General features: G+C 69.5%; 22 protein-coding genes and 1 pseudogene. 5 read left to right on the plus strand and 18 right to left on the minus strand.

Annotated elements, in window-relative coordinates; translation table 11 throughout:
* The first annotated feature begins 5 nt into the window (after window positions 1-5).
* Entirely contained in the window at window positions 6-788 is a 783-nt protein-coding gene (locus H7F49_RS00650; protein ID WP_185681624.1) for an enoyl-CoA hydratase-related protein, read from the plus strand.
* 26 nt (window positions 789-814) lie between these two features.
* Here the strand turns inward: H7F49_RS00650 and chrA are convergent, their stop codons facing one another.
* The 6 genes and pseudogenes from chrA to H7F49_RS00680 all read right to left on the minus strand — a co-directional run bounded on the left by chrA (window position 815) and on the right by H7F49_RS00680 (window position 6,187).
* Window positions 815-2,167 (minus strand): chromate efflux transporter, encoded by a 1,353-nt coding sequence (gene chrA / locus H7F49_RS00655; RefSeq protein WP_185681625.1) that lies wholly within the window; start codon window positions 2,165-2,167, stop codon window positions 815-817.
* A gap of 308 nt (window positions 2,168-2,475) precedes the next feature.
* Complete coding sequence (locus H7F49_RS00660; RefSeq protein WP_185681626.1) at window positions 2,476-2,751, minus strand: HU family DNA-binding protein; 276 nt, start codon at window positions 2,749-2,751, stop codon at window positions 2,476-2,478.
* Window positions 2,752-2,940: 189 nt separating this feature from the next.
* Complete coding sequence (locus tag H7F49_RS00665) at window positions 2,941-3,282, minus strand: EAL domain-containing protein (RefSeq protein WP_185681627.1); 342 nt, start codon at window positions 3,280-3,282, stop codon at window positions 2,941-2,943.
* Window positions 3,170-4,387, minus strand: coding sequence for a sensor domain-containing protein (locus H7F49_RS00670; RefSeq protein ID WP_328806415.1), 1,218 nt, complete (start codon window positions 4,385-4,387; stop codon window positions 3,170-3,172). Before H7F49_RS00670 ends, H7F49_RS00665 begins: the two co-directional genes overlap by 113 nt.
* Before the next feature lie 79 nt (window positions 4,388-4,466).
* A pseudogene (locus tag H7F49_RS19730) lies at window positions 4,467-4,640 on the minus strand (PAS domain S-box protein); the annotation flags it as partial.
* A gap of 92 nt (window positions 4,641-4,732) precedes the next feature.
* Window positions 4,733-6,187, minus strand: coding sequence for a S41 family peptidase (locus H7F49_RS00680; RefSeq protein ID WP_185681630.1), 1,455 nt, complete (start codon window positions 6,185-6,187; stop codon window positions 4,733-4,735).
* 264 nt (window positions 6,188-6,451) lie between these two features.
* Here H7F49_RS00680 and H7F49_RS00685 point away from each other — a divergent pair, with 264 nt between their 5' ends.
* Window positions 6,452-7,744, plus strand: a complete 1,293-nt coding sequence (locus H7F49_RS00685; protein ID WP_185681631.1) for a sugar MFS transporter — start codon at window positions 6,452-6,454, stop codon at window positions 7,742-7,744.
* 46 nt (window positions 7,745-7,790) lie between these two features.
* Here H7F49_RS00685 and H7F49_RS00690 read toward each other — a convergent pair whose 3' ends face one another.
* The 5 genes from H7F49_RS00690 to H7F49_RS00710 form a co-directional block, all read right to left on the minus strand.
* Entirely contained in the window at window positions 7,791-7,961 is a 171-nt protein-coding gene (locus tag H7F49_RS00690; RefSeq protein WP_185681632.1) for a CsbD family protein, read from the minus strand.
* A 93-nt stretch (window positions 7,962-8,054) separates the two neighbouring features.
* Window positions 8,055-9,272: a hydrolase gene (locus H7F49_RS00695; RefSeq protein WP_268958919.1), complete on the minus strand. Its 1,218-nt coding sequence runs from the start codon at window positions 9,270-9,272 to the stop codon at window positions 8,055-8,057.
* The gene (locus H7F49_RS00700; RefSeq protein ID WP_185681633.1) at window positions 9,269-10,555 is read right to left on the minus strand and encodes an N-succinylarginine dihydrolase; all 1,287 of its coding nucleotides are present in this window, start codon (window positions 10,553-10,555) and stop codon (window positions 9,269-9,271) included. Before H7F49_RS00700 ends, H7F49_RS00695 begins: the two co-directional genes overlap by 4 nt.
* Window positions 10,552-11,973, minus strand: a complete 1,422-nt coding sequence (gene astD / locus H7F49_RS00705) for a succinylglutamate-semialdehyde dehydrogenase (RefSeq protein ID WP_185681634.1) — start codon at window positions 11,971-11,973, stop codon at window positions 10,552-10,554. The genes H7F49_RS00700 and astD overlap by 4 nt, the downstream gene beginning before the upstream one ends.
* Window positions 11,960-13,057 (minus strand): arginine N-succinyltransferase, encoded by a 1,098-nt coding sequence (locus H7F49_RS00710; RefSeq protein WP_185681635.1) that lies wholly within the window; start codon window positions 13,055-13,057, stop codon window positions 11,960-11,962. Before H7F49_RS00710 ends, astD begins: the two co-directional genes overlap by 14 nt.
* 77 nt (window positions 13,058-13,134) lie before the next feature.
* Between H7F49_RS00710 and H7F49_RS00715 the strand changes: the two genes are divergently transcribed.
* The gene (locus H7F49_RS00715) at window positions 13,135-13,605 is read left to right on the plus strand and encodes an Lrp/AsnC family transcriptional regulator (RefSeq protein WP_185681636.1); all 471 of its coding nucleotides are present in this window, start codon (window positions 13,135-13,137) and stop codon (window positions 13,603-13,605) included.
* Between the two features lie 235 nt (window positions 13,606-13,840).
* Here the strand turns inward: H7F49_RS00715 and H7F49_RS00720 are convergent, their stop codons facing one another.
* The 7 genes from H7F49_RS00720 to H7F49_RS00750 all read right to left on the minus strand — a co-directional run bounded on the left by H7F49_RS00720 (window position 13,841) and on the right by H7F49_RS00750 (window position 21,993).
* Window positions 13,841-15,358 carry an amidase gene (locus tag H7F49_RS00720; protein ID WP_185681637.1) on the minus strand — a complete coding sequence of 506 codons (1,518 nt, stop codon included), beginning with the start codon at window positions 15,356-15,358 and terminating at the stop codon, window positions 13,841-13,843.
* 4 nt (window positions 15,359-15,362) lie between these two features.
* Entirely contained in the window at window positions 15,363-16,508 is a 1,146-nt protein-coding gene (locus H7F49_RS00725; protein ID WP_185681638.1) for a Rieske 2Fe-2S domain-containing protein, read from the minus strand.
* A gap of 152 nt (window positions 16,509-16,660) precedes the next feature.
* Window positions 16,661-17,515, minus strand: coding sequence for an SDR family NAD(P)-dependent oxidoreductase (locus H7F49_RS00730; RefSeq protein WP_185681639.1), 855 nt, complete (start codon window positions 17,513-17,515; stop codon window positions 16,661-16,663).
* A 13-nt stretch (window positions 17,516-17,528) separates the two neighbouring features.
* Window positions 17,529-18,395: an amidohydrolase family protein gene (locus H7F49_RS00735; protein WP_185681640.1), complete on the minus strand. Its 867-nt coding sequence runs from the start codon at window positions 18,393-18,395 to the stop codon at window positions 17,529-17,531.
* Window position 18,396: 1 nt separating this feature from the next.
* Window positions 18,397-20,070: a class I adenylate-forming enzyme family protein gene (locus H7F49_RS00740; protein WP_185681641.1), complete on the minus strand. Its 1,674-nt coding sequence runs from the start codon at window positions 20,068-20,070 to the stop codon at window positions 18,397-18,399.
* Between the two features lie 211 nt (window positions 20,071-20,281).
* Window positions 20,282-21,379 carry a DUF1214 domain-containing protein gene (locus H7F49_RS00745; RefSeq protein WP_185681642.1) on the minus strand — a complete coding sequence of 366 codons (1,098 nt, stop codon included), beginning with the start codon at window positions 21,377-21,379 and terminating at the stop codon, window positions 20,282-20,284.
* A 95-nt stretch (window positions 21,380-21,474) separates the two neighbouring features.
* A complete protein-coding gene (locus tag H7F49_RS00750; protein ID WP_185681643.1) occupies window positions 21,475-21,993 on the minus strand; it encodes a hypothetical protein in 519 nt (172 codons plus the stop codon).
* Between the two features lie 192 nt (window positions 21,994-22,185).
* On the opposite strand from H7F49_RS00750, the gene H7F49_RS00755 reads away from it, so the two are divergent.
* Both H7F49_RS00755 and H7F49_RS00760 read left to right on the plus strand, forming a co-directional pair.
* Window positions 22,186-23,277 carry a helix-turn-helix transcriptional regulator gene (locus H7F49_RS00755; protein ID WP_185681644.1) on the plus strand — a complete coding sequence of 364 codons (1,092 nt, stop codon included), beginning with the start codon at window positions 22,186-22,188 and terminating at the stop codon, window positions 23,275-23,277.
* Between the two features lie 113 nt (window positions 23,278-23,390).
* A complete protein-coding gene (locus tag H7F49_RS00760) occupies window positions 23,391-24,173 on the plus strand; it encodes an SDR family NAD(P)-dependent oxidoreductase (RefSeq protein ID WP_185681645.1) in 783 nt (260 codons plus the stop codon).
* The last annotated feature ends 5 nt before the right edge of the window (window positions 24,174-24,178 follow it).

Below are 24,178 nucleotides of genomic sequence, written 5' to 3' on the forward strand. Positions count from 1 at the left end.
ACGGGATGAGCGAGCTGGTCAGGCTGACGATCGAGAATGGGCTGGCCCACATCGTGCTCGCCCGGGTCGAGGCGCACAACGCGATGAGCGCCGAATTTATCGAGGCGCTCGCCGCCACTTGCCAGACCGTTACGGCGGACCGGTCGGTCCGCGCCGCGCTGATCACGGCCGAAGGCAAGCACTTCTGTGTCGGTGGCGATCTGCGCGCCTTCGGGCTCGATCCCGATCCGGCGGCCATGATCGAGAAGATGGCCAACCGGCTGCATGATGCGATCAAGGCCCTGGCGGCGATGGACGCGCCGCTGGTGGTGGGGGTGCGCGGCGCGGCGGCTGGTGCCGGGCTTGGCCTGGCGGCGGCCGGCGACCTGGTGATCGCGGGCGAGGGTGCGCACTTCACCACCGCTTATGCCGCCATCGGGCTGACCAGCGACGGCGGCGCGAGCTGGACCTTGCCGCGGGTGATCGGGCTGCGCCGTGCGCAGGAGATGGCGCTGCTCAACCGCCGCCTGCTGGCCGCCGAGGCGCTCGACTGGGGGCTCGTGACGCGCGTCGTCCCGGATGACGCGGTCGATGCCGAGGCGCTGGCCCTGGCCCGGCAGCTCGCCGCAGGGCCGACCCGGGCCTATGCCGGGATCCGGCGCCTGCTGGCCGATGCGCACCTGACCGGGTTGGGCGACCAGCTTGACGCCGAAGCGCGCTCGATGGGCGAAGCCTTGCGGACCCGCGATGCCCAGGGCGCGGTCCTGGCCTTTCTGGAGCGGACAGCGCCGGTTTTCACCGGGGAATAGAGGGTCGGGCCGGCGGGCGACAGGGTTTAGCCGACCGATCCCAACGCCAACCCGCCCAGAGCCGAGAGCGCCAGCACGGCGATGATGTTGCGCCGGGCGACGAAGATCAGCCCGGCCGCCAGCATCGCCAGGAGGGCCGCGCGCCAGTCCAGACTGGCGGGGTCGGGCAGGGTCGCCTGCATGCCGGCGAGGCGCACCGGTACGGTCCGGGTGAACAGGACATGCAGGGCGAACCACAAGGTCAGGTTGGCGATCACCCCGACCACCGCCGCGGTGATCGCGGCCAGTCCGCCCTTCAGCCGCTGCGCCTGCTCAAGCCGCTCCATCCATGGCGCCAGCGCGAAGATCCACAGGAAGCACGGGGCGAACGTGACCCAGGTGGTCAGTGCCGCGCCCAGGATCCCGGCCAGCAGGGGGGTGAAGGGCGCCGGCGTGCGGAAGGCGGCGAGAAAGCCGACGAACTGGGTGACCATGATGAGCGGGCCCGGGGTGGTCTCGGCCAGGCCCAGTCCGTCGGCCATTTCACCGGCGCTGAGCCAGCCGAACCCGGTCACCGCCTGCTGCGCCATATAGGCGAGCACGGCATAGGCCCCGCCAAAGGTGACCACCGCCAGCCGGGCAAAGAACAACCCGATCCGGCTGAGCACATGATCCGGTCCCAGCAGGACCAGCACGGCAGCCAGGGGAGCCAGCCAGGCGGTCAATCCGATGATCACGGCACGGATGGTCTCGCCCCAGGGTCGACGGCTGGTCGGCGCCGGGGCAGAAGCGGCTGCCAGGGCGAGCAGACCCGGGCGGAAGGCGGCCGCGGCCATGCCGATGGCCCCGGCACCGAGGACGACCATGGGAAAAGGCAGGGCAAACAGGGTAAGCGCCACGAAGGCGGCGAGGGCGATGGCCCGTTTGAACCCGGTGTTCAGGGCACGGCCGGCGACCCGCTGCAGCGCCTGGAGCACGATCGCCAGGACCGCCGCCTTGATGCCCAGGAACAGGGCGGCGAACCAGTCCAGCCGGGCGGCATGGGCATAGAGCACCGACAGGGCGAGGATCACCAGCGCGCCGGGCAGCACGAACAGCAACCCCGCCGCCAGGCCGCCCCGCACGCCATGAAGCTTCCAGCCGATCCAGATCGCCAGCTGCTGCGCCTCGGGGCCGGGGAGCAGGTGGCACAGGTTCAGCGCGCTGAGGTACTGGCTCTCGTCGATCCAGCGGCGCTGCTCGACCAGCTCGCGGTGCATCAGCGCGATCTGTCCGGCGGGACCGCCGAAGCTGAGACAGCCAATCCGCGCCGAAACCCTGACCAGCTCGGCGAAATCGGGGCGCGGGAGAATGTCGGGATCAGCCCCGTCGCGGGGCACGGTGGAGGTTTGCGAGGCCATGGTCGATACACCTTTCCCTCCGCCGGGCGGAGTTGTGAAAGGCAACGCTTGGGTTCGCACCCGCTGGAGGGGAAGCCGCACCTGACCGGGAGGTTGCACGGTCCCGGTGCCCTGGACCTAACCGCGACGAAGGCCGCGGGCAACCTGGAAAGAACATTGTCGGGCTGTGCCTGCCGATCCGGCCTGGACCGCCCGTCGCGATACTCGCTGCGCCATTGGCCGCGACACTCGCCACGACAGGGGGGAGGCGCCGCGACAGGGGGAGGCAAGGCAGGCGCCGCCCCGGTGGGCGGCGCCTGCGGCAGGGATCAGCCGTTCAGCTTGTCCTTGACGGCCTTGGCGGCCGAGAAGGCCAGCTTCTTGCTGGCGGCAATCTTGATGGTCTCGCCGGTGGCGGGGTTACGACCCTCGCGCTCGGCCGAGGCCTTGACCTTGAACTTGCCGAAGCCGTTGACCGACACTTCGTCGCCCTTGGCCGCAGCATCGGCGATCGCGGCGAAGACGCTTTCGACGAGCTTCTTGGCGTCGGCCTTGGTCACGCCGTTGCTGGCAGCCACGGAGTCGATGAGTTCGTTGGTGTTCATGGCGGTGAAAATCCCTGAAAACATAAGTGGGACGGTGTTGCTAGCGGGCCGTCCGGGGGTCGTCCACCTCCGAAAGCGCGGTTTTCGGGGGTTTTGCGGTGGTAATCCACTGCGGAACAGCAAAATCGCCCCCGAAACGGCTTGCTTTTGCCCCTGAACAGCGGTCGCCGACCCTCCCGGGCCAGGGAATCAGGCGCGCGCCGCGGTCTTGCTCGGGGCCGGTGGGTTCCGCCAGGCGTCCAGCAGTTCGGCCGTCGGCATCGGTCGGCCATAGCGGAAGCCCTGCGCCTCCGCGCAACCCAAGGCGCGCAGGGTGAGCTCCTGCGCTTTGGTCTCGACCCCTTCGGCGATTACGCCCAGTCCGTAGGTCCGGGCAATCCCGATGACAGCCTGGACGATCTCGGCCGCACCGGCATCCTCATCGATCCGGGCGACGAACCCCTTGTCGATCTTGAGCCGGTCGAGCGGAAAGCGCTGCAGCAGGCTGAGCGAGGCATAGCCCGTGCCGAAATCGTCGAGCGCGATCCGCACCCCCCAGCGTTCTCAGCGCGGCCAGCAGTTCGGTCGAATGGTCGCTCTGGCGCAGCACGGTGTTCTCGGTCAGCTCCAGCTCGAGCTGATCCGGCGCCAGTCCATGCCGCGCGAGCGCGGCGGTGACCACGCCGAACAGACGTCCGGAGCGCAATTGCGTGGGGAACAGGTTGACCGCGACGCGCGGGCAATCGAGCCCCTGCGCGCGCCACCCGGCCATGGCGCCGCAGGCCTGGTCAATGATCCAGTCGCCCACGTCTTCGGCGATCGAGCTTTGCCCCAGCACCTCGATGAACACCCCGGGGCTCAGCAGACCGTGCTGGGGATGATGCCAGCGCAGCAGCGCCTCGGCCCCCTCCAAGCGGCGCCCTTCGAAAGCGACCTGCGGCTGGAACCACAGTTCGAACTCGTGCCGACTGGAGGCCCGCCGCAATTCGATGCCGAGCCGGTGTCGCTGTTCCGAGCGGTTGTGCATGGCGGGCGCGAAGAACCGCCGCACCCCGCCGCCTTCGGCCTTGGCGCTGTACAGCGCCAGGTCGGCTTGCGACAGCAACTGTTCCACCGTGCCGCCCGCTTCGGGCGCCAGGGCGATGCCGATGCTGGTGTCGACGAACAGGCTTTCCCCGCCGATCTCGAAAGGCAGGCGGAGCATGCTGAAAATGCGCTGGGCAAGCGCGTCGAGCCGCAGGGGATCGGCGCAGTCGGGCACCAGGATCGCGAACTCGTCACCGCCCGGCCGGGTGACCAGGCCAAGGTCCTCGGTGGCCTTGACCAGGCGCTGGGCCACCCCGGCCAGCAGGGCGTCACCGCGCCCGGGACCCAGGGTGTCGTTGATGTCCTTGAACCCATCCAGATCAAGCGCGAGCAGGCCGCACGGTCCAATGGAGAGCTGCTCGGCCAGCCGGGCATGCAGCGCGTTGCGGTTGGGCAGCGCGGTCAGGAGATCGCAATGGGCAAGATGTTCAAGACGTCGCCGTGCCGCCTGGCGATCCGCGATATCGCGCAGCAAGGCGCCGAACATCGGCTGACCATTCTCGGTCCACATCGACAAGGACAGGTCGACCGGCAGTTCGCGCCCGTCGGCGTGGCAGGCCAGCACTTCCACCGCTTGCCCGGCGAGCCGCGCCCGGCCGCTCTTCGCCGCGCGGGCGAGGCCGCAGGCATGGGCCTCGCCCGCGCGGCGGGATGATGATCGACAGCGGCTGACCGATCGCCTCGGCCGCGCTGTAACCCAGCAGCGCTTCGGCGGCCGCGTTCCACGATACGATTCGGTTGTCGGGACCGGCGCAGATCGCCGCCGTCGCCGAGTTCGCCAGCATCTGTTCGTAGCGATCCTCGAACACCTTCGATCCGGACACGGCGCAACTCCGACACGGCGAAATTTCGCTATCGCGGGCAAGGGTTTAGAATTGCTGTATGGCCCTCTGCGCTGAACCCCTGAGGTCCGGTCTCACCCGGAGGCCAGCGCCCAGGCCGCGGCCGCGTCGAGCGCCGGATCGGTTCCGGCGGCAATGGCCCGGGCGGTCATCGGCACCGTCACGTCGGGGACCAGACCCGCATCGGGCTGGGGCTGCGACGGGAAATAGCCCACCAGCGGCAGGTCGAACTCGATCCCGCTGCCCGGCAGGGTGGTGAACAGGAAGGCCCCGCCGTTGATCCCGCGGCGGTTGCCGCCGGTCGGTTCGCCGAACAGCCGGATCTTGCCGCTGAGCCGCGCCGCGCTGGCGAAACCGAACGTGGCCGAGCTGTTTGCCGGCCCGATCAGCGCCGCGACCGGAACCTTCAGCCGGCGGGAATCGGGTTGGATCAGCATGGCCGCGCCGTCATCGGGGCGGGCGATCCAGCCTCCGCCCAGGTCGGCTCCGCCCACGCCCATGGAATAGAACGACTTGTCCCAGGTGGTGACATGGGGACGCAGCGCCGCGGAAACCTCGCGGAAGCGCAGGCGGCCGGCAAAACCCCAGCCGGACAAGTCGTGGTCGATCAGCCGGGCCAGGATCGGATCGCCGCAATCGTCACCACCCTCGTTCATGCGCAGGTCGATCACCAGCCCGCGGGTGCCATTGGCGTCGTCCAGGCGGTCAGCCAGCCAGCGGCGCCAGTCCCATTTGGAATTGTACATCGCCCAGCCCGGCATATCGAGCACGGCCACGCCATCGGGACGGACGCGATAGGTCCAGCGCGACTTGTCGCTGGTCTCGGGCACCTGGCTCATCGCGGCACGGCGCGCGGCGGCATCGATCGCGGGAACCTCGATCGTCCGCACCGCCCCGCCGGGCGGCGCCACCGCCAGACGGTGAACCCCGCCGGAGGGCGGGAACAGCAGGCCCTGGAACACGTCGAAGTATTCGATCTCCTCGGCTCCCCTGACCCCCAGCAGCGACCGGCGCTTGGCATCGTTGTGCCCATCGGCGCGGGTGTAGGGGAGCAGGCGATCGAGCAGCGCGCCGGCCGGCAGCCCGTTGACGGCCAGCACCCGGGTGCCCCGCGGCAGTGCGCCGGTGCCGCTGTGATCGGCCAGGACGACCATGTCCCGGCCAAGCCAGACGAAGTGGAACGGCAATCGCGTCGGCCCGTCGAACAGCGCCTTCGTGACGGCGGCGGACTGGTTGAAGAAGTTCGCGTAACTGTGCCCGCACCGCAGCGTGGTCAGAAAGCGCGAGAGGGCGAGATAGCGCTGATCGAGCCCCTCGGCCCGGGCGTAGTCGCGTGCGAAGGTGCCCAGGTTGCGCTCCACCGCCGCGGGGCTGAGGTAGCGGTGCAAACCGGGGTGGATCGCCATGGCTTCGCGCAGCACGGCCAGATCCTCGCCGGGAAAGCGGCCGGTGGGACTGGCACTGAGGCGCATCGCGCCGGTCAGCAGCGGAAGGCCGGCCAGGCCGGTCAGGATGTCGCGTCGGTTCATGCCGCCCGACATGGCAGACGGGTGTCCGGCGGTCGTCTCAAAATCGTGCGGGCACCGCATTTTCGGGAATTGAGACGCACCTCGTGCGCACATCCGGCCCGGTCATCTGCGGGAACCCGGCGCGGGGGAGTGGGCGACAACGTAGTCAGGCCGGGCCAGGCCGCGCATACGTTTGGGCATGGACATCGCCGCGCAATCCGGCAAGCAAGGGCACCCAAGACCCGGCAGGCGATCCGGAAAAGGGTTGGGCGAGAGAGGACAAGCATGGCACTGGCACCCGGATCGGCCGCGCAGACCGGCGCAGGCGACGATCAGCATATCGATGCTCCCGAACTGCGCGCCTTCGTGCTGGCGCTGTTCTTCATCTTCGGCGGGATCACCTCGCTCAACGACGTGATCATTCCCAAGTTGAAGGAGCTGTTCACGCTCAACTACACCCAAGCCATGCTGGTCCAGTTCTGCTTCTTCACCGCCTATGCGGTGATCGGCATTCCCGGGGCGCAACTGGTCAAGAAGATCGGCTACATGCGCGGCGCGGTGGCCGGGCTGCTGACCATGATGGTCGGCTGCCTGATGTTCATCCCTGCCTCGCAGAGCGCGGCCTACCCGCTGTTCCTGCTCGCCCTGTTCGTCCTGGCCAGCGGCGTGGTGATCGTCCAGGTTGTGACCAACCCGCTGATCTCGCTGCTCGGCCCGGCCCGCACCGCGCCCAGCCGGCTGACCTTCGCCCAGGCGTTCAACTCGCTCGGCACGGTGATCTTCCCCAAGGTCGGTGCGGTCATCATTCTCGGCAGCCTGGCAACGGTCACGGCCGCGCAACTGAGCGGGGCCGAGCTCGACGCCTATCGCGTGCGCGAGACCCAGGCCGTGGTGAACACCTACCTCGGTCTCGCCGCCGCCCTCGCCCTTGTGGCCGGGGTGGTCTGGCTCAACCGCAACCGCCTGAAGGGCGAAAGCCACGAGGCGAGCTCGGTGCGCGGCAGCTTCGATCTGCTGCGTCGCGCCCGCTTCGGTTTCGGCGCGCTCTGCATCTTCCTTTATGTCGGGGCCGAAGTGGCGATCGGCTCGCTGATCGTGAACTACATGCAGCAAGCCCACGTCCTCGGGGTCGATTCCGAGACCGCCGGGTCCTATATCCCGTGGTACTGGGGCGGGGCGCTGGTCGGCCGCTTCATCGGCTCGGCCGTGCTGGCCCGCATCACACCGGGCAAGGTCCTGGCCGGCTGCTCGGCCGCGGCGATCGCGCTGATCCTCGTTTCCATCAGCTCCACCGGCGCGGTCGCGGCCTGGTCGCTCCTGGCGATCGGCCTGGCCAACTCGATCATGTTCCCGACGATCTTCACCCTCGCTTGCGAAGGGCTGGGGCGCCGCGCGGCCGATGGGTCGGGCATCATCAACGTGGCGATCTTCGGCGGCGCGGTGATCCCGCTGATGACCGGTGGCCTTGCCGACCTGACCGGTAACCTGACGCTCAGCCTGCTGCTGCCAGCGGTCTGCTATGGCGTGATCGCGGCCTTCGGGTGGTACGCGGTGCGCCCGGTCGCCCCGCTGGATTAGTCCGCGAGCGGCGGGGCGTCCGGCCGCACCGGACGCCCCGACCTCGTCAGATATCGTCGCCCAGCAGACCCTTGACCTGACCCTTGAGTTGCTGGGCCTTGCCCTTCAGCTCTTGCGCCTGGCCTTCGTCGCAGGTCGCCGGATCGGCGCTATGCTGCTTGAGCTTGCCGGCGGCCTCATTGAGGTTGCCCTTGGCCTTGTCGATCAACTTGCCCATCGCGTGGTCCTTTCGCTGAACGGCACAGGATGTGCCGGGTCACAGCAGCAATGCGCGAAGGCCCGGTGGAGTTGCCGAAAAACGGGGGACCGGTCAGCCTGTGGGCAGCGGTGCGCCCCGGGCCAGCCGCATCAGCACCAGCGCCGCCAGTTGGGCACGCTCCACCAGGCTGTCGGTGCAGAGGAACTCGTCGGCGGAATGGATCGCCCCGCCACGCACGCCCATGGTATCGACCACCGGCAGGCCTGCCGCCGCGAGGTTGTTGCCATCGCAGACCCCGCCGGTGTCGCGCCAGCCGATCGTGAGTCCAAGGTCCGAACCGCAGTCCCGCACCAGCCCGAACAGGGCGCTCTGCCGCGCATCCATCGGCTTGGGCGGGCGGGCGAAGTGGCCGTGGAGGTCGATCGTCACCTCGTGCGCGGCGGCGATCCGGACGACCAGGGCGTCGATCGCATGGGCGGCGGCGTGTTGCCCGGCATGATCGGCCGGCCGCACATTGAAGCGCAGCACCGCCAGATCGGGGACGACGTTGTTGGGGCCGCCGCCGTCGATCCGTGCCGGGTTGATCGAAACACCGGGTAGGTCGAGCCGAGCCAGACCCAGCGCAAGGTCCGCCGCCGCGACCAGCGCATTGCGGCCCTGTTCCGGGTTGCGCCCGGCATGGGCGGCGCGGCCGCGCACCACGGCGGAGAAATTGCCGCTGCCCTTGCGCGCGCCGGCCAGGGTGCCATCGGGCAGGGCCGGTTCAAAGGTCAGCGCGGCGCGCACCCGCCCGGCCGCCTCGAGCAGCAGGGGCGCCGAGCCGGGGGACGAGATTTCCTCGTCGCTGTTGATCACCACTTCCCAGCCGATTGGGGCGGCGAAGGGGGATCGCTCCAGCGCGCTCAGTGCCGCCTGCATCACCACCAGCCCGCCTTTCATGTCGGCCACGCCCGGGCCGTTGATCGTGGTCGCATCGATCCGGCGGCAGGTCTGGAAGGGATCTTCGGGACCGAACACCGTGTCCATGTGCCCGGTCAGCAGCACGCGCACGGGGGCCTCGGGGCGGACCGACAGGTGGAGATTGCGCCCCAGGGCCAGCGGCACCGTCTCGCCTGCGGGGGTCACCGCGTCGACCGGGGCGGGATCGCGCAGCGTGACCGGGCCGAGCGTGCCGAACAGGCTGGCGAGCCGATCCGCCACTGTGCTCAGCCCGGCCAGATTGCGGCTGCCCGAATTGATCTCGGCCAGGGCCAGGACCTGCGCCAGCATGGCCTCACCCTGATCGGCCAGCCCGTGCAGGGCCTCGCGCTCGCCGGGCGCCAGGCTCAAGGTTGCGGCCCGATCCAGGCGTCGAGCGCGTCATAGGCCGCGCCCCAGGCCTGCCAGACGTCAGCCTGGCCCAGCTCGGCCGGGTCGATCGTTTCGGGCCAGTGCGCCTCGACCAGCCGGTGGAGCTGTTCCCAGCGCGGCGCGTCGAGCAGGAAGGCCGGATCGATCGCCGCCCGGCCCGCTTCATCGGTCACCACGCGCAGCCGCAGGCAGGCCGGGCCCCCGCCGTTGCGCATGGACTCGCGCACGTTCATCACCTCGAGCCGGCCGACCGGACCGTTGCCGCCGATGAAACGGTCGAGCCAGGCCTTCACCGGCGCGCAGTCCTGCGTCTCGGCCGGGACGACCAGCGCCATCTCGCCGGAGGGCAGGGTGACGATCTGCGAGTTGAACAGGTAGGACCCGATCGCGTCGGCCAGCGAGACCTCCGCCACGGGGACCTCGACGATCACTGCCTCTGGCAGCTTGCGGAGGATCTCGGCCAGGACGCCCGGCTGGTCCTCGAACGCCTGCTCGTGGACCAGCAGCACGCCTTCGTTGGCCACCGCCACGACATCGTTGTGAAAGGCCCCGGCGTCGATCGCGGCCCGGCTCTGCGCGATGAAGCAGGTGCGGGCCGGGTCCAGCCCGTGGAGCCGCGCCACGGCCTCGCTCGCGCGCCGGTCCTGGCGGGCGGGAAAGCCTCCGGGCCGGGCCTCGCCATAGACGAACAGCTCGATTCCCGGCGCGCCGTGCTGGCGGGCCATGCGCATGTGGTTGGCCGCGCCCTCGTCGCCATAGCTGGAGGGAACCGGGGCATGGACCGCGAAGTGGCGCGGATCGGCGAAAACCCGCGCGAGGACGCGGTGCGTGTCCTCGGCCTCGATGCTGCGGTGGGCCATGCTCGCCAGGTTGGCGACGGTCAGGTGGCAGCGCCCGTCACCGCTGTCGGCGGCGGGTGACACGGTCGCGGCGTTGGCGGTCCACATGGCCGAGGCCGACATCGCCCGGGCGAGCAGGCCCGGATCGGCACGCCAGGCTGCGGCGCAGACCTCGGCCGCGCTGCCGCGGAAGCCCAGCCGCTGCAGCACCGGCCAGTGCGGGCGGCGCTGCGGCGGCAGAAAGCCCTGGACCAGTCCCAGGTCCATCAGCCGGCGCATCTTGCCCAGGCCCTGCAGCGCCGCCTCGCGCGGACGCGAGACCGCGCCGGCGTTGCTCGCGCTGGCGACATTGCCCAGGCTGAGCCCGGCATAGTTGTGGCTGGGCCCGATCAGCCCGTCGAAGTTGATCTCGATCGCGCTCATTGCCCGGGCCCGGCGCCCAGCCCGCGGATTGGGCTGTGTTCGATGCTCGGCGCCTCGAGGCTGGCGACCGGCCAGGCGACATAGTCCGCTGCGTACCAGGCGCTCGGGCGGTTGTTGCCCGACAGTCCGGCCCCGCCGAACGGGGCGTTGGAGGCCGCTCCGGTGGTCGGGCGGTTCCAGTTGACCACGCCCGCCCGGGTCTCTGCCCAGAAGCGCCGATACAGCGCCTCGTCCCCGCCGATCAGTCCGGCGGCCAGGCCAAAGCGGGTGGCGTTGGCTGCGGCGATCGCGGCGGTGAAGTCGGGCACTCGGGTCACCTGGAGCAGGGGGCCGAAATGCTCTTCGTCGGCCAGGGTCAGCCCGGTCACGTCGACCAGTCCAGGGCGCAGGAACGGACGCTCGGGCACGATCCGGGTCAGGGCGCGGATGGTGCGACCGCCGCGCGCCTCCAGCCGGGCGGCCGCATCGAGCAGCCGGTCGGCGGCGCGGTTGTCGATCACCGGGCCCATGAACGGTTCGGGCGTGGCAAAGGGGGCATCGACGATCAGCCGGTCGATCAGCCCGGTCAGCGCTGCGATCAGCGCATCGGCCGCATGATCGGCCACGATCAGCCGCCGCGCGCAGGTGCAGCGCTGGCCCGCGGTGATGTAGGCCGACTGGACCACCAGCTCCGCCGCCGCCTCGACCGCCTCGCCGAAATCCCAGGCGATCAGCGGATTGTTGCCGCCCAGTTCGAGCGCCAGGGTCTTGTGCGGGGTTTCGGCGAACTGCCGGGCGAGCAACTGGCCGGTGGCGGCCGAGCCGGTGAACAGCAACCCGTCCAAATCGGGATGAGCCGCCAGCTGGCGGCCGGTCTCGCCAGTGCCATGGACTAGGTTGAGCACGCCTTCGGGCAGGCCCGCCGCGGTCCAGCAGTCGGCCAGGAAGACGCCGCAGGCCGGGGTTAGTTCCGATGGCTTGAACACCACCGCGTTGCCCGCCAGCAGCGCGGGGACAATGTGGCCGTTCGGCAGGTGTGCAGGCAGGTTGTAGGGGCCCAGCACGGCCAAGACACCGTGGGGTTTGTGCCGCACCGCCTGGCGCATCCCGTCCAGCGGGGTCTCGCGCGTGCCGGTGCGGGCTTCGTAAGCGGCGATCGAAATGTCGATCTTGCCGATCACGGCCGCCGCCTCGGTCCGGGCCTCCCACAAGGGCTTGCCGGTCTCGCGCGCGATCAGTGCGGCCAGGTCCTCGGCCCGTTCGCGCAGCACGTCGCGATAGGCGGTGGCGATGGCGGCGCGCTCGGCGAAGGGGCGGCCGGCCCAGCCCGGCAAGGCGGTGCGGGCGGCGGCCACGGCGCGGCCGACATCGCCCGGCGCTCCGTGCCAGATCACCTCGCCGGTGCAGGGATCGCGCGATTCCAGTTCAAAGCGCGACATGGAACACCGTGTCGCCCGCGCCGACGAGTCCGGCCGAGGTCCCGGCCAGACGCAGGCGTTCGTCGCCGTCCTCGCCGGGCGCGGCGTGGTCGATCCAGCACCGGAAGGAATCAAGTTGCCCCGCCGCGAGCAGGGTCGCTGTGCTCGCGGCGGGGTCACCGGTCTCGGCCACCGTCGCATGGCGTCCTTCGACCAGCGTGCGCAACTGGTCGGTCGGACATTCGACAGAGGGGCCGGCGTCGAAGATGTCGACGTGGCCGGTGAAACGCAGGCCCTCCAGCTCGAGCAGGCGCAGGGCCGGCGCGCTCGAATCGTGCACCCGGCCCACCGCATTGCGCGCCGCCTCGGGCAGCATCGACACGTAGACCGGGTACTTGGGCATCAGATCGGCGATAAGCTGGTTGCCGTGGAGCGAGCAGTAACGGTCCGCCTCCCACAGGCTCATGTTGAAGAAGTTGCGGCCCAGCGCGTCCCAGAACGGGGTGCCGCCGCCGGGCGCGACCCAGCCGCGCAGCTCGGCGATGGTGGTCTCGGCGAAGCGGTGGCGGTGCATCGCGATGAACAGGTAGCGGCTGCGCGCCAGCAGGCGACCCGCGCCGCTGGTGCGGATCGCCGGGTGCAGGAACAGCCCGGCCACCTCGGTCGCCCCACCCAGATCGTTGGTGATCTGCAGCAGTTCATGGGGATGGCGGACGTCCAGCGTCGGGCTGTGATGCACCACCTGGGTGCGCTTGTACGAATAGAACGGCCAGGTCTGCCCGATCCGCGACAGGATGCAGGCCGTGCCGACGACCTCGCCGGCGCCATTGTCGAGCACGAGCTGGTAATGCTCGTTGACCGGCGCGGTGAGATTGGCGGCGAAGGCCTCGCGCGATCGCTCGATCCGGCGGGCCAGGGCCTCGCGGTCGGCGGGCAGGTTGGTCATCCCGGGATCGGCGGCCTCGGCCAGGGCGACCAGTCCGTCGAGATCGTCGAGGCGCGCGGGGCGGACGTGCCAGCCGGCAAGGGCATGCCAAGCCGCGGCAGGCGCGCGCAGCGACGGGCCGAGGGAACCAGCGGACGAATGGGCGATGGTTCTGTTCATTGTTGTGGTATCGTTGAATATTCAACGAATGTGCTGCTTATTTTGGCGGCCCGTGACGAAGGATATTCGGTTCAGCCATGGCTCTGTCGAACATTGATGCGATCGACCGGAAGATCCTTGCGGTGCTGCGCCGGGACGGCAGAATCACCAATGCGCGGTTGGCCGAGGAGGTCGGCCTGTCGCCCTCGGCCTGCCTGATGCGGCACAAGCGGCTGGAGCGCGAAGGCATCATCACCGGTTACCGGGCCGAGCTCAGCCTCGATCAGCTGCGCCCGACCATGCGGGTGCTGCTGGAGATCACCCTGTCACGTCACTCGCCCGAGGACTTCCGCGTGCTCGAAACCGCACTCTGCGCCGACCCGCGCGTCACCGAAGCGGGCGAGGTCAGCGGCCGGATCGACTACTATGCCTCGCTCTGCCTGCACGACACCACCGAACTGCGCGACTTCATCGACACCCTGACCGTCAAGGCCCCGGTGATCGAGAGCGTCAATTCCCATGTCGTGCTCCACCTGGCCAAACGATCGGGCGCCCCGCCGCTGGAGTGATTAGCGACACATGAAATCTGCCTTTTGAGTCGCCGTTTTCGGCGGGTTTGAGGGGGATTCGGGCCGTTCCGGCCTCGACCTGGTTAAGGACGAACGCTTTCTGCGCATCCGTGAACCTCGATGCCCTTCATGCCCCGCCTCCTTGCCCGGCCAAGGAAGCCTGAGGCCGAAAACTCCAACTCAAACCGTTGCAGTTTTGAGGTGGCAGAGCACTCGCCACCTCAGGCCAACCGGTTCAGGCGATCGGGGCGCGGCGTCCGGCCCAGGGTGCGGCGCGTTCGATCTGTCCGGCGAGGCGGAACAGCAGGGCCTCCTCGCCATAACGGCCCAGGAACTGGATGCCGATCGGCAGCCCGTCGGGCGACATCGCCAGCGGCAGCGACATCGCCGGCTGGCCGGTGAAGTTGGCGATCTGGGTGTAGGGTGCAAAGCCTGCCGCGCGGCGGCCCCAGGTCTCGAAATCGCAGTCCGGGGTCAGGTTGACCCGGCCCAGCGGCAAGGGTGGGGCGGCGAGTGTCGGGCAGAGGATCACGTCATAGCGCGTCAGGAACCCGGCCATGGTCGTGGCCGCCTGCTGGAAGGTGTTGTTGGCGCGGGCATAGTCCATCGCGGTGAAGCGCTTGCCGTATTCGACGAAGCCCTGGGTGATCGGTTCGAGCAGTTGCGCCGGATCGAGCCCGGTCGCCTTGGCCCGGTCGGTCACGTCGGCCGCCACCGAGGCGCCAATGATCGCGAAGGAGGCAAAGCCCAGGGCGGCCATGTCGAATGTCGGGGCTGCTTCCTCGACGTGGTGGCCCAGGCTCTCGCACAGCCGGGCGGCGGCGCGGGTCGCCTCGGCCACGGCCGGATCGACCGGGCTGCCGGTGAACGGCGTGACCATCAGGGCGATCCGCAGGGCGCCCGGCGCCTTGCCGACCTGCGCCAGAAAGCTGCCCTCCGGCCCCGGCGCGCCATAGCGCGATCCGGGTTCGACCCCGCAGGTGGCGTCGAGGATCGCGGCGCTGTCGCGCACGCTGCGGGTCACCGCATGGTGAGCGGACAGGCCGCCCCAGCCTTCGGTGCGGCCGGGCCCCATCGGCACGCGCCCGCGGCTCGGCTTGAGGCCGAACAGCCCGCAGCATGCCGCGGGAATGCGGATCGAACCGCCGCCGTCCGTGGCATGGGCCGCGGGCAGCACGCCCGCCGCCACGGCCGCCGCCGCTCCGCCGGACGATCCGCCGGTGGTGTGGGCCGGGTTCCACGGATTGCGGGTGTCGCCGTTCAGCTTGTTCTCGGTGGTCGGGGTCAGGCCGAACTCGGGAGTCGTGGTCTTGCCGAAGATCACGAAACCCGCGGCCTCGATCCGCCGCACCAGCTCGGAACTGACCGCCGCGCGGTTGCCCTTGTAGAAGCGGCTGCCGCCCTCGCTCAGTTCGCCCGCGATATGGGTGTTGAGGTCCTTGATCAGCCACGGCACGCCGCGGAACGGCCCGTCCGGCAAGCCGGCCGAGACCGCCTTGCGGGCCCGGTCGTAGAGCACCTGCGCCATGAAGTTGTAGCGCGGGTTGAGCGCTTCGGCCCGCCCGATCGCCGCGTCGATGAGCTCGGCGGGAGACACCTTGCGGCGCCGGACCAGATCGGCCAGGCCCAGTGCGTCGTGGGCGTCGAGCAGGCCGGTGGTGGCCGGTGCGGCACGGGCCGCGCCGGTCGTCCCGGTGGCCATGGCCGCGGCCCCGGCGGCGGCACCGGCGATCACCTCGCGTCGGGTTGCCATCGGTTCAGCCCTTCACCAGGTGGGCAGGCTTGCCCTGGCCTTCGACATAGTAGCGCGCGTAATACTTGCGGAAGTCGGCGATCGGACCGTCCCCGGCGCAGATGATCGGGTCGGGCTGGAACTTCTGGCGATCCCACACGACCTTGTCCTGATCATACTGTTTGCAGATGTCGCGGATGATCGCCCGGGCCAGCCCGGCGCGCTCGCCTTCCGCCTGGCTGCGGGGCTGGGTGAAGCAGAACCGGGTGTGCGCCACGTCGAGCTCGACCGGGGTGATGCAGGCCACCAGCAGCGTCTCGCAGATGCCGGTGAAGCGGGTCCAGCTCTGCCCCGGCCCCATCGTGTCATAGCTGATCTGGCCGTCGACCTCGCCCCAGGGCGTGCCCATCTTGGCTTTCACGTCGGCACCGCGGCCCCATTCGCCCCAGCGCAGGTCGCCCAGCGGGACATTGGCCGTGCCGTGGATGTACTTGAAGTGGGCCACGTCGACCCCGTTTTCGGCCATGTTCTGGATCGATCCGTAGACCTTCCATTCGAACACGTCGAAATCGGTCCATTCGGGATCGGCGCACTCGGGCAGGTGGGCCACCTCCCACAACGGCGCGGCGCCTTCGGGGTGATACCACATCCAGATCCAGCGGTTGGCCTCGCTCACCGGGTAGGTGGTGGTGCAGCGGCGCTTGACCTGCGGCGGGATCACCTTGGAATAGGGTATCTCCTGGACCACGCCTTCCTCGCCGTCATAGCGCCAGGCGTGGAACGGGCATTCCAGCAGGTTGCCATGGACCTTGCCACCGTGGCCCATGTGCGCGCCCAGGTGCTTGCAGTAGGCATCGATGATCCGCACCTGGCCGTCCTCGCCGCGCCACATCGCCAGGTCCCTGGCGAAATAGCGGAGCGGCTTGACCTCGCCCACGGCAAGCTTGGCCGACAGCTCGATCGGGTACCAGCCGAAGGGAAAGCCGATGTCGAGGTTGCGCTCCTCGATCGAGGCGCGGCCCTCGACCGGGGCCACCCGCCAGTCGATCAGGTCCTGGCCCTTCAGCTTCTCGAGAATCTGCCAGACGGCGACAGGCGCGGTGCGGGCGTCGGTGGCCGCAGCGGCCGGGGCCGAGTCAGCGAGTGCGGGGGCGGTTTCAGGTGCAGTCATGGCAAGGACTCCAGAGCCATGCCCGCGCGGGGCGCGGGGCATTTCCGGGCGGGCCGGGTTGTCTTGCCCGTCCGGAAAAGCGTTGAGAATGAAGCAGACTTCCCGGCTTCGCACGCAAAGAAAGTGGGTTGGGGCATGACCGGCGCTTCCCGTCAGGCCGGCTCAGGCGCGGCCAGCGGCGCGCGTCCGTCCAGCGTCCGAACCGCCACGCCGAGCCGCGCCAGCAGCGGCAGGCTGCGCACGATCTGGCCGCTGAGCTCGGACGCGGGCCGGTGGCACAGTTGCAGAGCGGCCTCGGCCATGGCTTCGACCGGTTCCAGATGGTCGCGCTGGTCCCAGCCGCCCACCGCCAGCGCCCCTTCGCTCGCCACGGCGCCGACCGGGGCCAGGGCATTGACCGCGATCGGCTCGCGCGAGAGCTCGACCGCCCAGCCGGCGGTCAGCCGGTCAAGCGCCGCCTTGCTGGTCCCGTAAAGCGTGGCATGGCCATCACGGTTGAAGGCCGTGGCGCGATCCTGTTCGTCCCACGGCGCCGGGGGCGGGCAATCGGCCGTGGCGCTGGAAATGTTGAGGATCCACCCCGCTCCTGCCGCGCGCAGATGCGGCAAGGCCGCCTGCGACAGGTCCTGCGGCGCGCGCAGGTTCATCTGGAAAGCCAGGTCGAAGTGGCGCGGCTGGGCCTCCCAGATCGGCACGAAGCGCGCCCAGGCGGCGTTGTTGACCAGGATGTCGAGCCGACCGAACCGGGCGACCGTGGCGGGCACGATCCGCGCGCGATCCTCGGCGCTGACGAGATCGGCCGGGATGGTCAGGGCCTCGCCCCCCGCCGCGGTGATCGCCGCCACGGTCTCCGCAAGGGACCCGGGCAGCGCGCCGCCCGGCGCGGCGGTGCGGGCGACCAGCGCCACTCTGGCGCCCTCGGCGGCAAAGCGCCGGGCGATCGCGGCGCCGATGCCACGGCTCGCCCCGGTCACGATCGCCACCTTGCCCGCCAGAAGCCCCGTCACGCCGTTGCTCCGCTTACAGCTTGAACAGCCGCCGCGCGTTGTCGCGCAGGAACTTCGGCCAGACCTCGTCCTTGAGCGGCACGTGCTGCATGTCGCTCATGATCCGGTCCAGGCTGAGCCCCATCGGGAAATAGCCGGCGTAGAGCACCTTGTCGGCGCCGCGGGTGTTGGCGTAGTCGATGATCGCCTTCGGATAGTGCTTGGGCGCGAAGGCGCTGGTCGAATAGTACAGGTTCGGCCACTTCAGCATCAGCTTGACCGCCAGCGCCTCCCACGGCTCGGCGCCGTGCCGCATCACGATCTTCAGGTCCGGGAAGAACCAGCAGACCTCGTCGAGATGCTCGACCTTCTGGGTCTCCATCGGGATGCGGGGGCCGGGGATGCCGACGTTGAGCATGATCGGCAGGTCGAGCTCGACACAGGCGGCATAGATCGGGAACATGTACTTGTGGTTGATCGCCACCTGCGGCAGCGTCCCGGCGGGGAAGCACGAGACCGCCGAAAGCCCGACCTCGGCGTGGATCCGCTTGATCCGGCGGACTTCCTCCATGCCCTTGTTGGGGTCGATCGGCAGATCGAAGAAGAACCGGTCGCCGTACATCTCCTTGGCCCGGCGCGAGGTCTGGTTGTCGTTCCAGCCGACCAGCGCCTTGTCGATACCATGAGCGTCCATCTGCGCGACGGTCCACTGGACGTAGTCGTCGGCATGGCCGGTCTGCGGCACGTCCTTGAACATGTACTGCGCCGGCATGGAGAACTGCTGCAGCGTTTGCGCGTCCTTGATCAGCGGGCGGAAGCTGGTGAACCAGTCGGAACGGTCCTCCGCCTCCGGGATGCCCAGCATGCAGTCGATGATCCCGATGTCCTTGGGCATTGCCATGTCATTGTTCTCCGATAAGGGTTGGCCAGGCCGGGCGCAGGATGTTCTTGTCGACCTTGCCCACGGCGTTGCGCGGCAGGGTCGTGGCGCTGAACGCCACCCGGGCCGGGGCCTTGTAGCGGGCGAGACGCTGGGCGACCCACTCGATCACCTCATCCTCGCCGATCCCCTCGGCGACGACCACGGCGACCAGCCGTTCGCCCAGCCGCTCGTCGGGAATGCCGAAGGCGGCGCATTCGCGGATCTGCGGCAGTTCGCCCAGGGCCCGCTCGACCTCGGCGCAATAGATGTTCTCGCCGCCGGAAATGACCATGTCCTTCTTGCGGTCGACGATGAAGACATAGCCTTCCTCGTCGATCAGCCCGACGTCGCCGGTGCGCAGCCAGCCGTCGGGGCTCAGCACGGCGGCGGTATCCTCCGGGCGGTTCCAGTAGCCCAGCATGATCTGCGCCCCGCGCACCACGATCTCGCCGAGCTCGCCGGTGCCCAGCACCCGGCCATCGGCGTCCTCGATCCGCGCATCGACTAGGGGCAGCACCCGGCCCGCCGCCGCGGGGCGTCGCATGAAGTCCGGGCCAACCGACTGGGCGATGGCGCCGGTGCATTCGGTCATGCCATAGCCGGTCCCGATCTGCGCCTGCGGGCACATCGCATGGACCGCTTCGACCAGATTGACCGGCAGGGCCTGCCCGCCGCTGCCGATGTTGCGCAGGCTGGCGATGTCGACGTCGCTCAGCTCGGCGCGGTGCAGCAGGTCCCACAGCATCGCGGGCACGGCACTGAACAGGCTGATGCCCTCGCGCGCGATCAGGCGGACCGCCTCCTGGGCATCCCAGCGCCGCATCACCACCACCTTGGACCCGGCAAGGAAGGGCGACAGGAAGGCCGAGATCAGGCCCGAGACGTGAAACAGCGGATAGACCAGCAGCGAGGCGGCCTGGGGCAGGTTGGCGATCAGCGTCTCCACCGGCAGGCCCATGGTGCGGGCCATGTTGTGCAGCACCATCATCCCGGAGAGCTGGGTGTTGAGCAGCCCGGTGATCATGTTGCGGTGGCTCAGCACCGCGCCCTTGGCCCGGCCGGTCGTGCCCGAGGTGAACAGGATCGTGCAGGGGTCATCGCCTGCCGCGTCCTCGTGCGCGCTGACCGGCCCGGCACTGCGGCGGGCGATCTCGTCCGGATCGAACGGGTGGGTCAGGTCGAGCATCCGCCCCTGCCAGCCCGCCGCGCGGATCGCCTGGCCGCGTTCGGCATCGACCAGCACCACGGCCGGGGCCGTGTCCTCGAGCATGGCCACCAGCTCGGGGCCGGACGCACGGCTGTTCATCAGCACGGCAATCCCGCCCGCGCGCATGATCGCGAGGAAGCCGACCAGCCATTCGGCACGGTTGCGCATGCAGATCGCCACACGCTCGCCGCGGTGGGCGTGAAGCATGGGCACAAGCTGGTCGCGCCAGTCGAAGAACTGGGTGAAGGTGAGACGGCGCTCGGCCCCGTCGCTGTCGAAATCGACCACGCAGGTCCGCTCGCCGAAGCGGCGGGCGCTTTCGATCAGGTGGTTCAGATCGTCCGGGGCGTTGACGAACTGGCGCAGCCCACCGCGCTCGCCCACTTCGAAGGGGCTGCCCGGGGCCGTGACCTCGACGAACACCGGATCGAGGGTCGCCGCGCTCATGCGCTGGTCGCCCGTGGCTGCGGCCTTGCCGTCATTGCTGCGCTCTCCCCGCCGAATCAACCTGTGCCGGCGTTGCGGGATGCACTCTAGAACGTGGCTTTGCGGATTTCAAAGCCAAATAATCTGCGCAGGTGACGTTTTTTGGCTCTCCATAAACGGATATTGCACATAAATGGCCCGGCCAAAACGCGCCACTCGATTGTCGTGCGCCCTAGAGCTTGACCACCCGGACCTGCGGCACGACGGGCTCCGCCGCGTTGATCCAGCGCCACAGCCCGGTCCCGCTGCGGTGCCCGGCAAGATCGATCCAGTTGCCGAAGCCCGGGTCGGCATCGGCGCAGACCACCACCACGCTGCCGTCCGGTTCGTAGCGGGCCATCGCGTTGTTGACCCACACCTTCTGGTGGACGTGGTCGAGCGATTCCATCCACCAGTTGTCGATCTGGAAGTTCCAGATGCGGCAGGCAGGAACCGGGGTTTCGATGACCAGCGCTTCCCCGGGCTGGAGATCGAAGTACAGGTGTCCATACCAGATGTTCGGATCGCCGCCGGCCTTCTGGAAGAACTCCTGCGGTGCGTCGTAGATCCGGTTGGGCTGGCTCTTGAACCATTCGGACCAGGTGGCGAAGGTGTTGGCCGTGCCGCGGGTCCAGGCGGCCGAGGCCAGCAACTGCTCTTCGATCTGCGCCGGGGTGAGCAGGGCCGGTGCGGCCGGGCCGGGGCTGATCCGTTCCACCCGGATGTCGGCGGGGACCTGGGTGCGCTTGTCGTCGAAGGTCTGGCGGACGATCAGCAAGGTGGTGTCGTCCGCCATGGGCAGCCAGTTGCCCGGCTGCGGCTCGCGGCTGACGATGATCTCGAAGGTCCCATCCGGACCGAACGCCATGTCGGCGAACTCGATTTCGCCGGTCGAAACCATGGTCCCGTCGATCGCATAGCGATTGGCCTTGCTGCCGATCGAGAAGTACGGAACCGAATTGCGCCGGCCGGTGATGCGATAGGTCCGGTCACCCCGCACCACGCATTGCTGGTAGAGGTTGTCGGGATTGTCCGCGCCGATCTTCAGCTTGTCGTCGCAAAGCAGGAATAGCCGGGGAAAGTCCGGATCGGCGCTGTCCACCAGCATGTTGAGTGAGGTCCGCGCGAGGCGGCTGAGGTAGCGCAGCCCTTCGGCCTGATCGAGCGCGGTGGTCGGCGTGGCCTCGCGGCTGAGCACCGCGCCGGCCTCTGCCAGTTCGGCGCAGAACCGGCGCCAGACCGCCTCGAGGCTGCCGACATCGGCGCGGGGATCGAACGGCGTATCGGTCATCGGGAGCATCCTCATCGAAGGGGCCGGCGCGCCGGCGCGGTGCGGTCAGGGGCGAGGGGGCAGGGGCACGATCATCGCCTTGCGGGTACGCGGCTTCAGGCCCGCCGCCCGGCGAGCCGGCGGCCGGCCAGGACGAGCGCCCCGACATAGGCCGCGGTGACGACCACGGCGCGTGACATCTGCGACAGGGTGGCCCCATCCATCAGCGCCGGGATCGCCCCGACGGTCAGGAACAGCATCATGGCGTGGTTCACCACCCATCGGGCGCGGTGCAGGAGCAGCAGGTAGACCGCCAACAGGACCAGCGCGAGGGCCACTGCCATGCCCGGAACCGGTCCCAGCAGTGCCGGGAGACCGGTAAAGCTCCAGGCGAGGGCGATCCCGCCCTGGGCGCCGAGCAGCGCGGGCCAGAACTGGTCCGGCGCGGCCCGGCCCAGACCGGTCCAGTAGAGCACGAACAGGAACCCGCCATACAGCGCGGTCAGCTTCAGGATCATGCCGATGGCGACCAGGCCGGCGACCGCGACGATCACCCCGCCCAGCATCAGCAGGCCTTGCTTCGGGGTCAGGACGGCGTCGCCACTGGTTTGCGACGTGTCCGGGATGGCTGCCATGGTTCTCGTCTCCCACCCGCTTGTACCAGCGGTGAGTGCAAGGGTGCCACGAGCGTCCTGTTGGGGCAACAGCATCGTACCGATTCCGGCTACCTTGCTTCGCAAATAGCAGCCTCATGTAGCCATAGACTGCCTTATGCGCAGCTCGATTGCCGCTTGCCCCCCGGTGAATCCGCCCTAGGCTGCCTTGCCATGCCGATCGACCGCGTCGCCCCCGACACCCGGCATCTTGTCGACCTGCTCTTCGCGGGCCTCGCCGAGCGACCGATCTGGACGCGCTTTCGGGCCGAGCTGGCGCGGGTGAGCGGTGCGGGCGGTGTGGCCCTGGTGATCCGGGGCGGAACCGGCGCGGACGAAACCGCGGTGATCGGCGGCGAGGATGGCTCCGGAAGCGGGCATGGCCCGCCTCTGCCCGATCTGGTCGCGCTGGAGGGCATGGGCGAGCTGGCTCCGCAACGGATCGTCGGCACGGGTCGCGGGGGGCCGGCGCTCGGCCTGCGCGTGCCCTTGCCGGACGGGATGAGCGCCTGGCTGGTGCTGGAGGCCCCGGCCGCGCCGAAAGGGTGGGATGAGCTGGGGGTCATGGACCTGCTCGCCGCGCTGGCGCCCGATCTCTCTCGCGCGCTCCCGCTCTACGGGGTAATCGCCCAGCCGGAACGGGCGCGGCTGGTGGCGGAATATGTGCTGGAGGCGAGCGGCATCGGTGTCGTGGTGGTGACCGCGGATGGCACGGTCCTGTCGGCCAATGCCACGGCGCGGACGATCATGGCCCGGACCGACCTGCTGCGCCTGCGTGACGGCCGGCTGGTTGCCTCCACCTCGGCCGATCAGGCCGCCTTGCGCGCCGCGGTGGCGGCGATGGCCCGGGCGCAGGCTCCCCGGCTGGATCCCGCCTGCCATTGCTCGGTTGCTCTGGCCGATCCGGTCGGGGCGGCGCGGTTGACCCTGATCGTCCGGCCCGGCCCGCCGTACTGGCCGGTCAGCGCCCCGCTGCGCCGCACCGCGGTGGTGATCGTGCGCGATCCCGCCCAACCGGCGACATTGCCCCCGGGCGATCTGGCCGCGCTGTTCGGGCTGACCGCGGCCGAGGCGCGGCTGGCCACGCGCCTGGCCGATGGCGAGGGCCTGGACGAGGCGGCCCTGGCGCTGGGCATCACCCGCAACACCGCGCGATCCCAGCTACAGGCGATCTTCGCCAAGACCGGGGTGAACCGCCAGGGTGATCTGGTGCGGGTGCTGCTCGGATCGGCGGCGAACCATGTCGGCCCCGGCGGGGAAGGCTGACCGGCTTAGCGGGGATCGGGTTTGTTGTGGGCCACGCCCGGGTAAAGTATACGCAAACAAGCAGAACAATTCGCAGAGCATTTGCCATTTGCGGAAGGGAAAGGGGTTGAGCGATGGGTGGGAACAGGCTGGCTGGACGCACCGCCGTCGTCACCGGAGGCGGCGGTGGAATCGGGCGGGGCATTGCCCTGCGCTTCGCTGCCGAGGGCGCGGCCGTGGTGGTGGCCGAGTTCGATCCGGCACTGGGTGAATCGTGTGTCGAGCAGATCGGCGCGCGCGGCGGGACAGCCCGGTTCATCCCGACCGACGTGACCGATCGCGCCAGCGTCGAGGCGATGATGACGGCGGCCGGGCCGGTCGATATCCTGGTCAACAACGCGTGGCGCGGCAGCGGGCAGCAGCGGATCGAACACAAGACCGACGATCAGTTCGATCTCGCCCTGCGCTTCGGGGTCTATGCCGCGCAATGGGCGATGCGGGCGGCGCTGCCGCACATGAAGGCGCAGGGCTGGGGCCGGATCGTCAACATCGCCTCGCTCAACGGGGTCAATGCCCATATCGGTACGGCCGACTACAATGTCGCCAAGGAGGGCCTGCGGGCCCTGACCCGCACCGCCGCGCGCGAATGGGCGCCTTACGGCATTTGCTGCAACATCATCTGCCCGGCGGCGCTGGCGGATTCGATGCGGCGGGTGATGGCCCAGCAGCCTGGCATGATCGAGGCGATCGAGGCGGCCAATCCGATGGGCCGGATGGGCGATCCCGAGGCCGACATCGGCCCGGTCGCCGCCTTCCTCGCCAGCGAGGATGCGCGCTATGTCACCGGCAACACGCTGTTCGTCGATGGCGGCGGGCACATCAACGGGGTTGCCTGGGCGCCCCAGCTCGACGACTGAACCCA

The organism is Novosphingobium aerophilum (assembly GCF_014230305.1).
Taxonomy (GTDB): Bacteria; Pseudomonadota; Alphaproteobacteria; order Sphingomonadales; family Sphingomonadaceae; genus Novosphingobium; species Novosphingobium aerophilum.

Excerpts from the sequence above, each read along its gene's own strand:
- H7F49_RS00710 (WP_185681635.1), bottom strand. The coding sequence starts at position 13,057 with ATGAACAGAACCATCGCCCATTCGTCCGCTGGTTCCCTCGGCCCGTCG.
- chrA (WP_185681625.1), bottom strand. The coding sequence starts at position 2,167 with ATGGCCTCGCAAACCTCCACCGTGCCCCGCGACGGGGCTGATCCCGAC.
- astD (WP_185681634.1), bottom strand. The coding sequence starts at position 11,973 with ATGTCGCGCTTTGAACTGGAATCGCGCGATCCCTGCACCGGCGAGGTG.
- H7F49_RS00685 (WP_185681631.1), top strand. The coding sequence starts at position 6,452 with ATGGCACTGGCACCCGGATCGGCCGCGCAGACCGGCGCAGGCGACGAT.
- H7F49_RS00755 (WP_185681644.1), top strand. The coding sequence starts at position 22,186 with ATGCCGATCGACCGCGTCGCCCCCGACACCCGGCATCTTGTCGACCTG.
- H7F49_RS00715 (WP_185681636.1), top strand. The coding sequence starts at position 13,135 with ATGGCTCTGTCGAACATTGATGCGATCGACCGGAAGATCCTTGCGGTG.
- H7F49_RS00680 (WP_185681630.1), bottom strand. The coding sequence starts at position 6,187 with ATGAACCGACGCGACATCCTGACCGGCCTGGCCGGCCTTCCGCTGCTG.
- H7F49_RS00720 (WP_185681637.1), bottom strand. The coding sequence starts at position 15,358 with ATGGCAACCCGACGCGAGGTGATCGCCGGTGCCGCCGCCGGGGCCGCG.
- H7F49_RS00745 (WP_185681642.1), bottom strand. The coding sequence starts at position 21,379 with ATGACCGATACGCCGTTCGATCCCCGCGCCGATGTCGGCAGCCTCGAG.
- H7F49_RS00690 (WP_185681632.1), bottom strand. The coding sequence starts at position 7,961 with ATGGGCAAGTTGATCGACAAGGCCAAGGGCAACCTCAATGAGGCCGCC.
- H7F49_RS00700 (WP_185681633.1), bottom strand. The coding sequence starts at position 10,555 with ATGAGCGCGATCGAGATCAACTTCGACGGGCTGATCGGGCCCAGCCAC.
- H7F49_RS00760 (WP_185681645.1), top strand. The coding sequence starts at position 23,391 with ATGGGTGGGAACAGGCTGGCTGGACGCACCGCCGTCGTCACCGGAGGC.
- H7F49_RS00650 (WP_185681624.1), top strand. The coding sequence starts at position 6 with ATGAGCGAGCTGGTCAGGCTGACGATCGAGAATGGGCTGGCCCACATC.
- H7F49_RS00750 (WP_185681643.1), bottom strand. The coding sequence starts at position 21,993 with ATGGCAGCCATCCCGGACACGTCGCAAACCAGTGGCGACGCCGTCCTG.
- H7F49_RS00740 (WP_185681641.1), bottom strand. The coding sequence starts at position 20,070 with ATGAGCGCGGCGACCCTCGATCCGGTGTTCGTCGAGGTCACGGCCCCG.
- H7F49_RS00660 (WP_185681626.1), bottom strand. The coding sequence starts at position 2,751 with ATGAACACCAACGAACTCATCGACTCCGTGGCTGCCAGCAACGGCGTG.
- H7F49_RS00725 (WP_185681638.1), bottom strand. The coding sequence starts at position 16,508 with ATGACTGCACCTGAAACCGCCCCCGCACTCGCTGACTCGGCCCCGGCC.
- H7F49_RS00735 (WP_185681640.1), bottom strand. The coding sequence starts at position 18,395 with ATGGCAATGCCCAAGGACATCGGGATCATCGACTGCATGCTGGGCATC.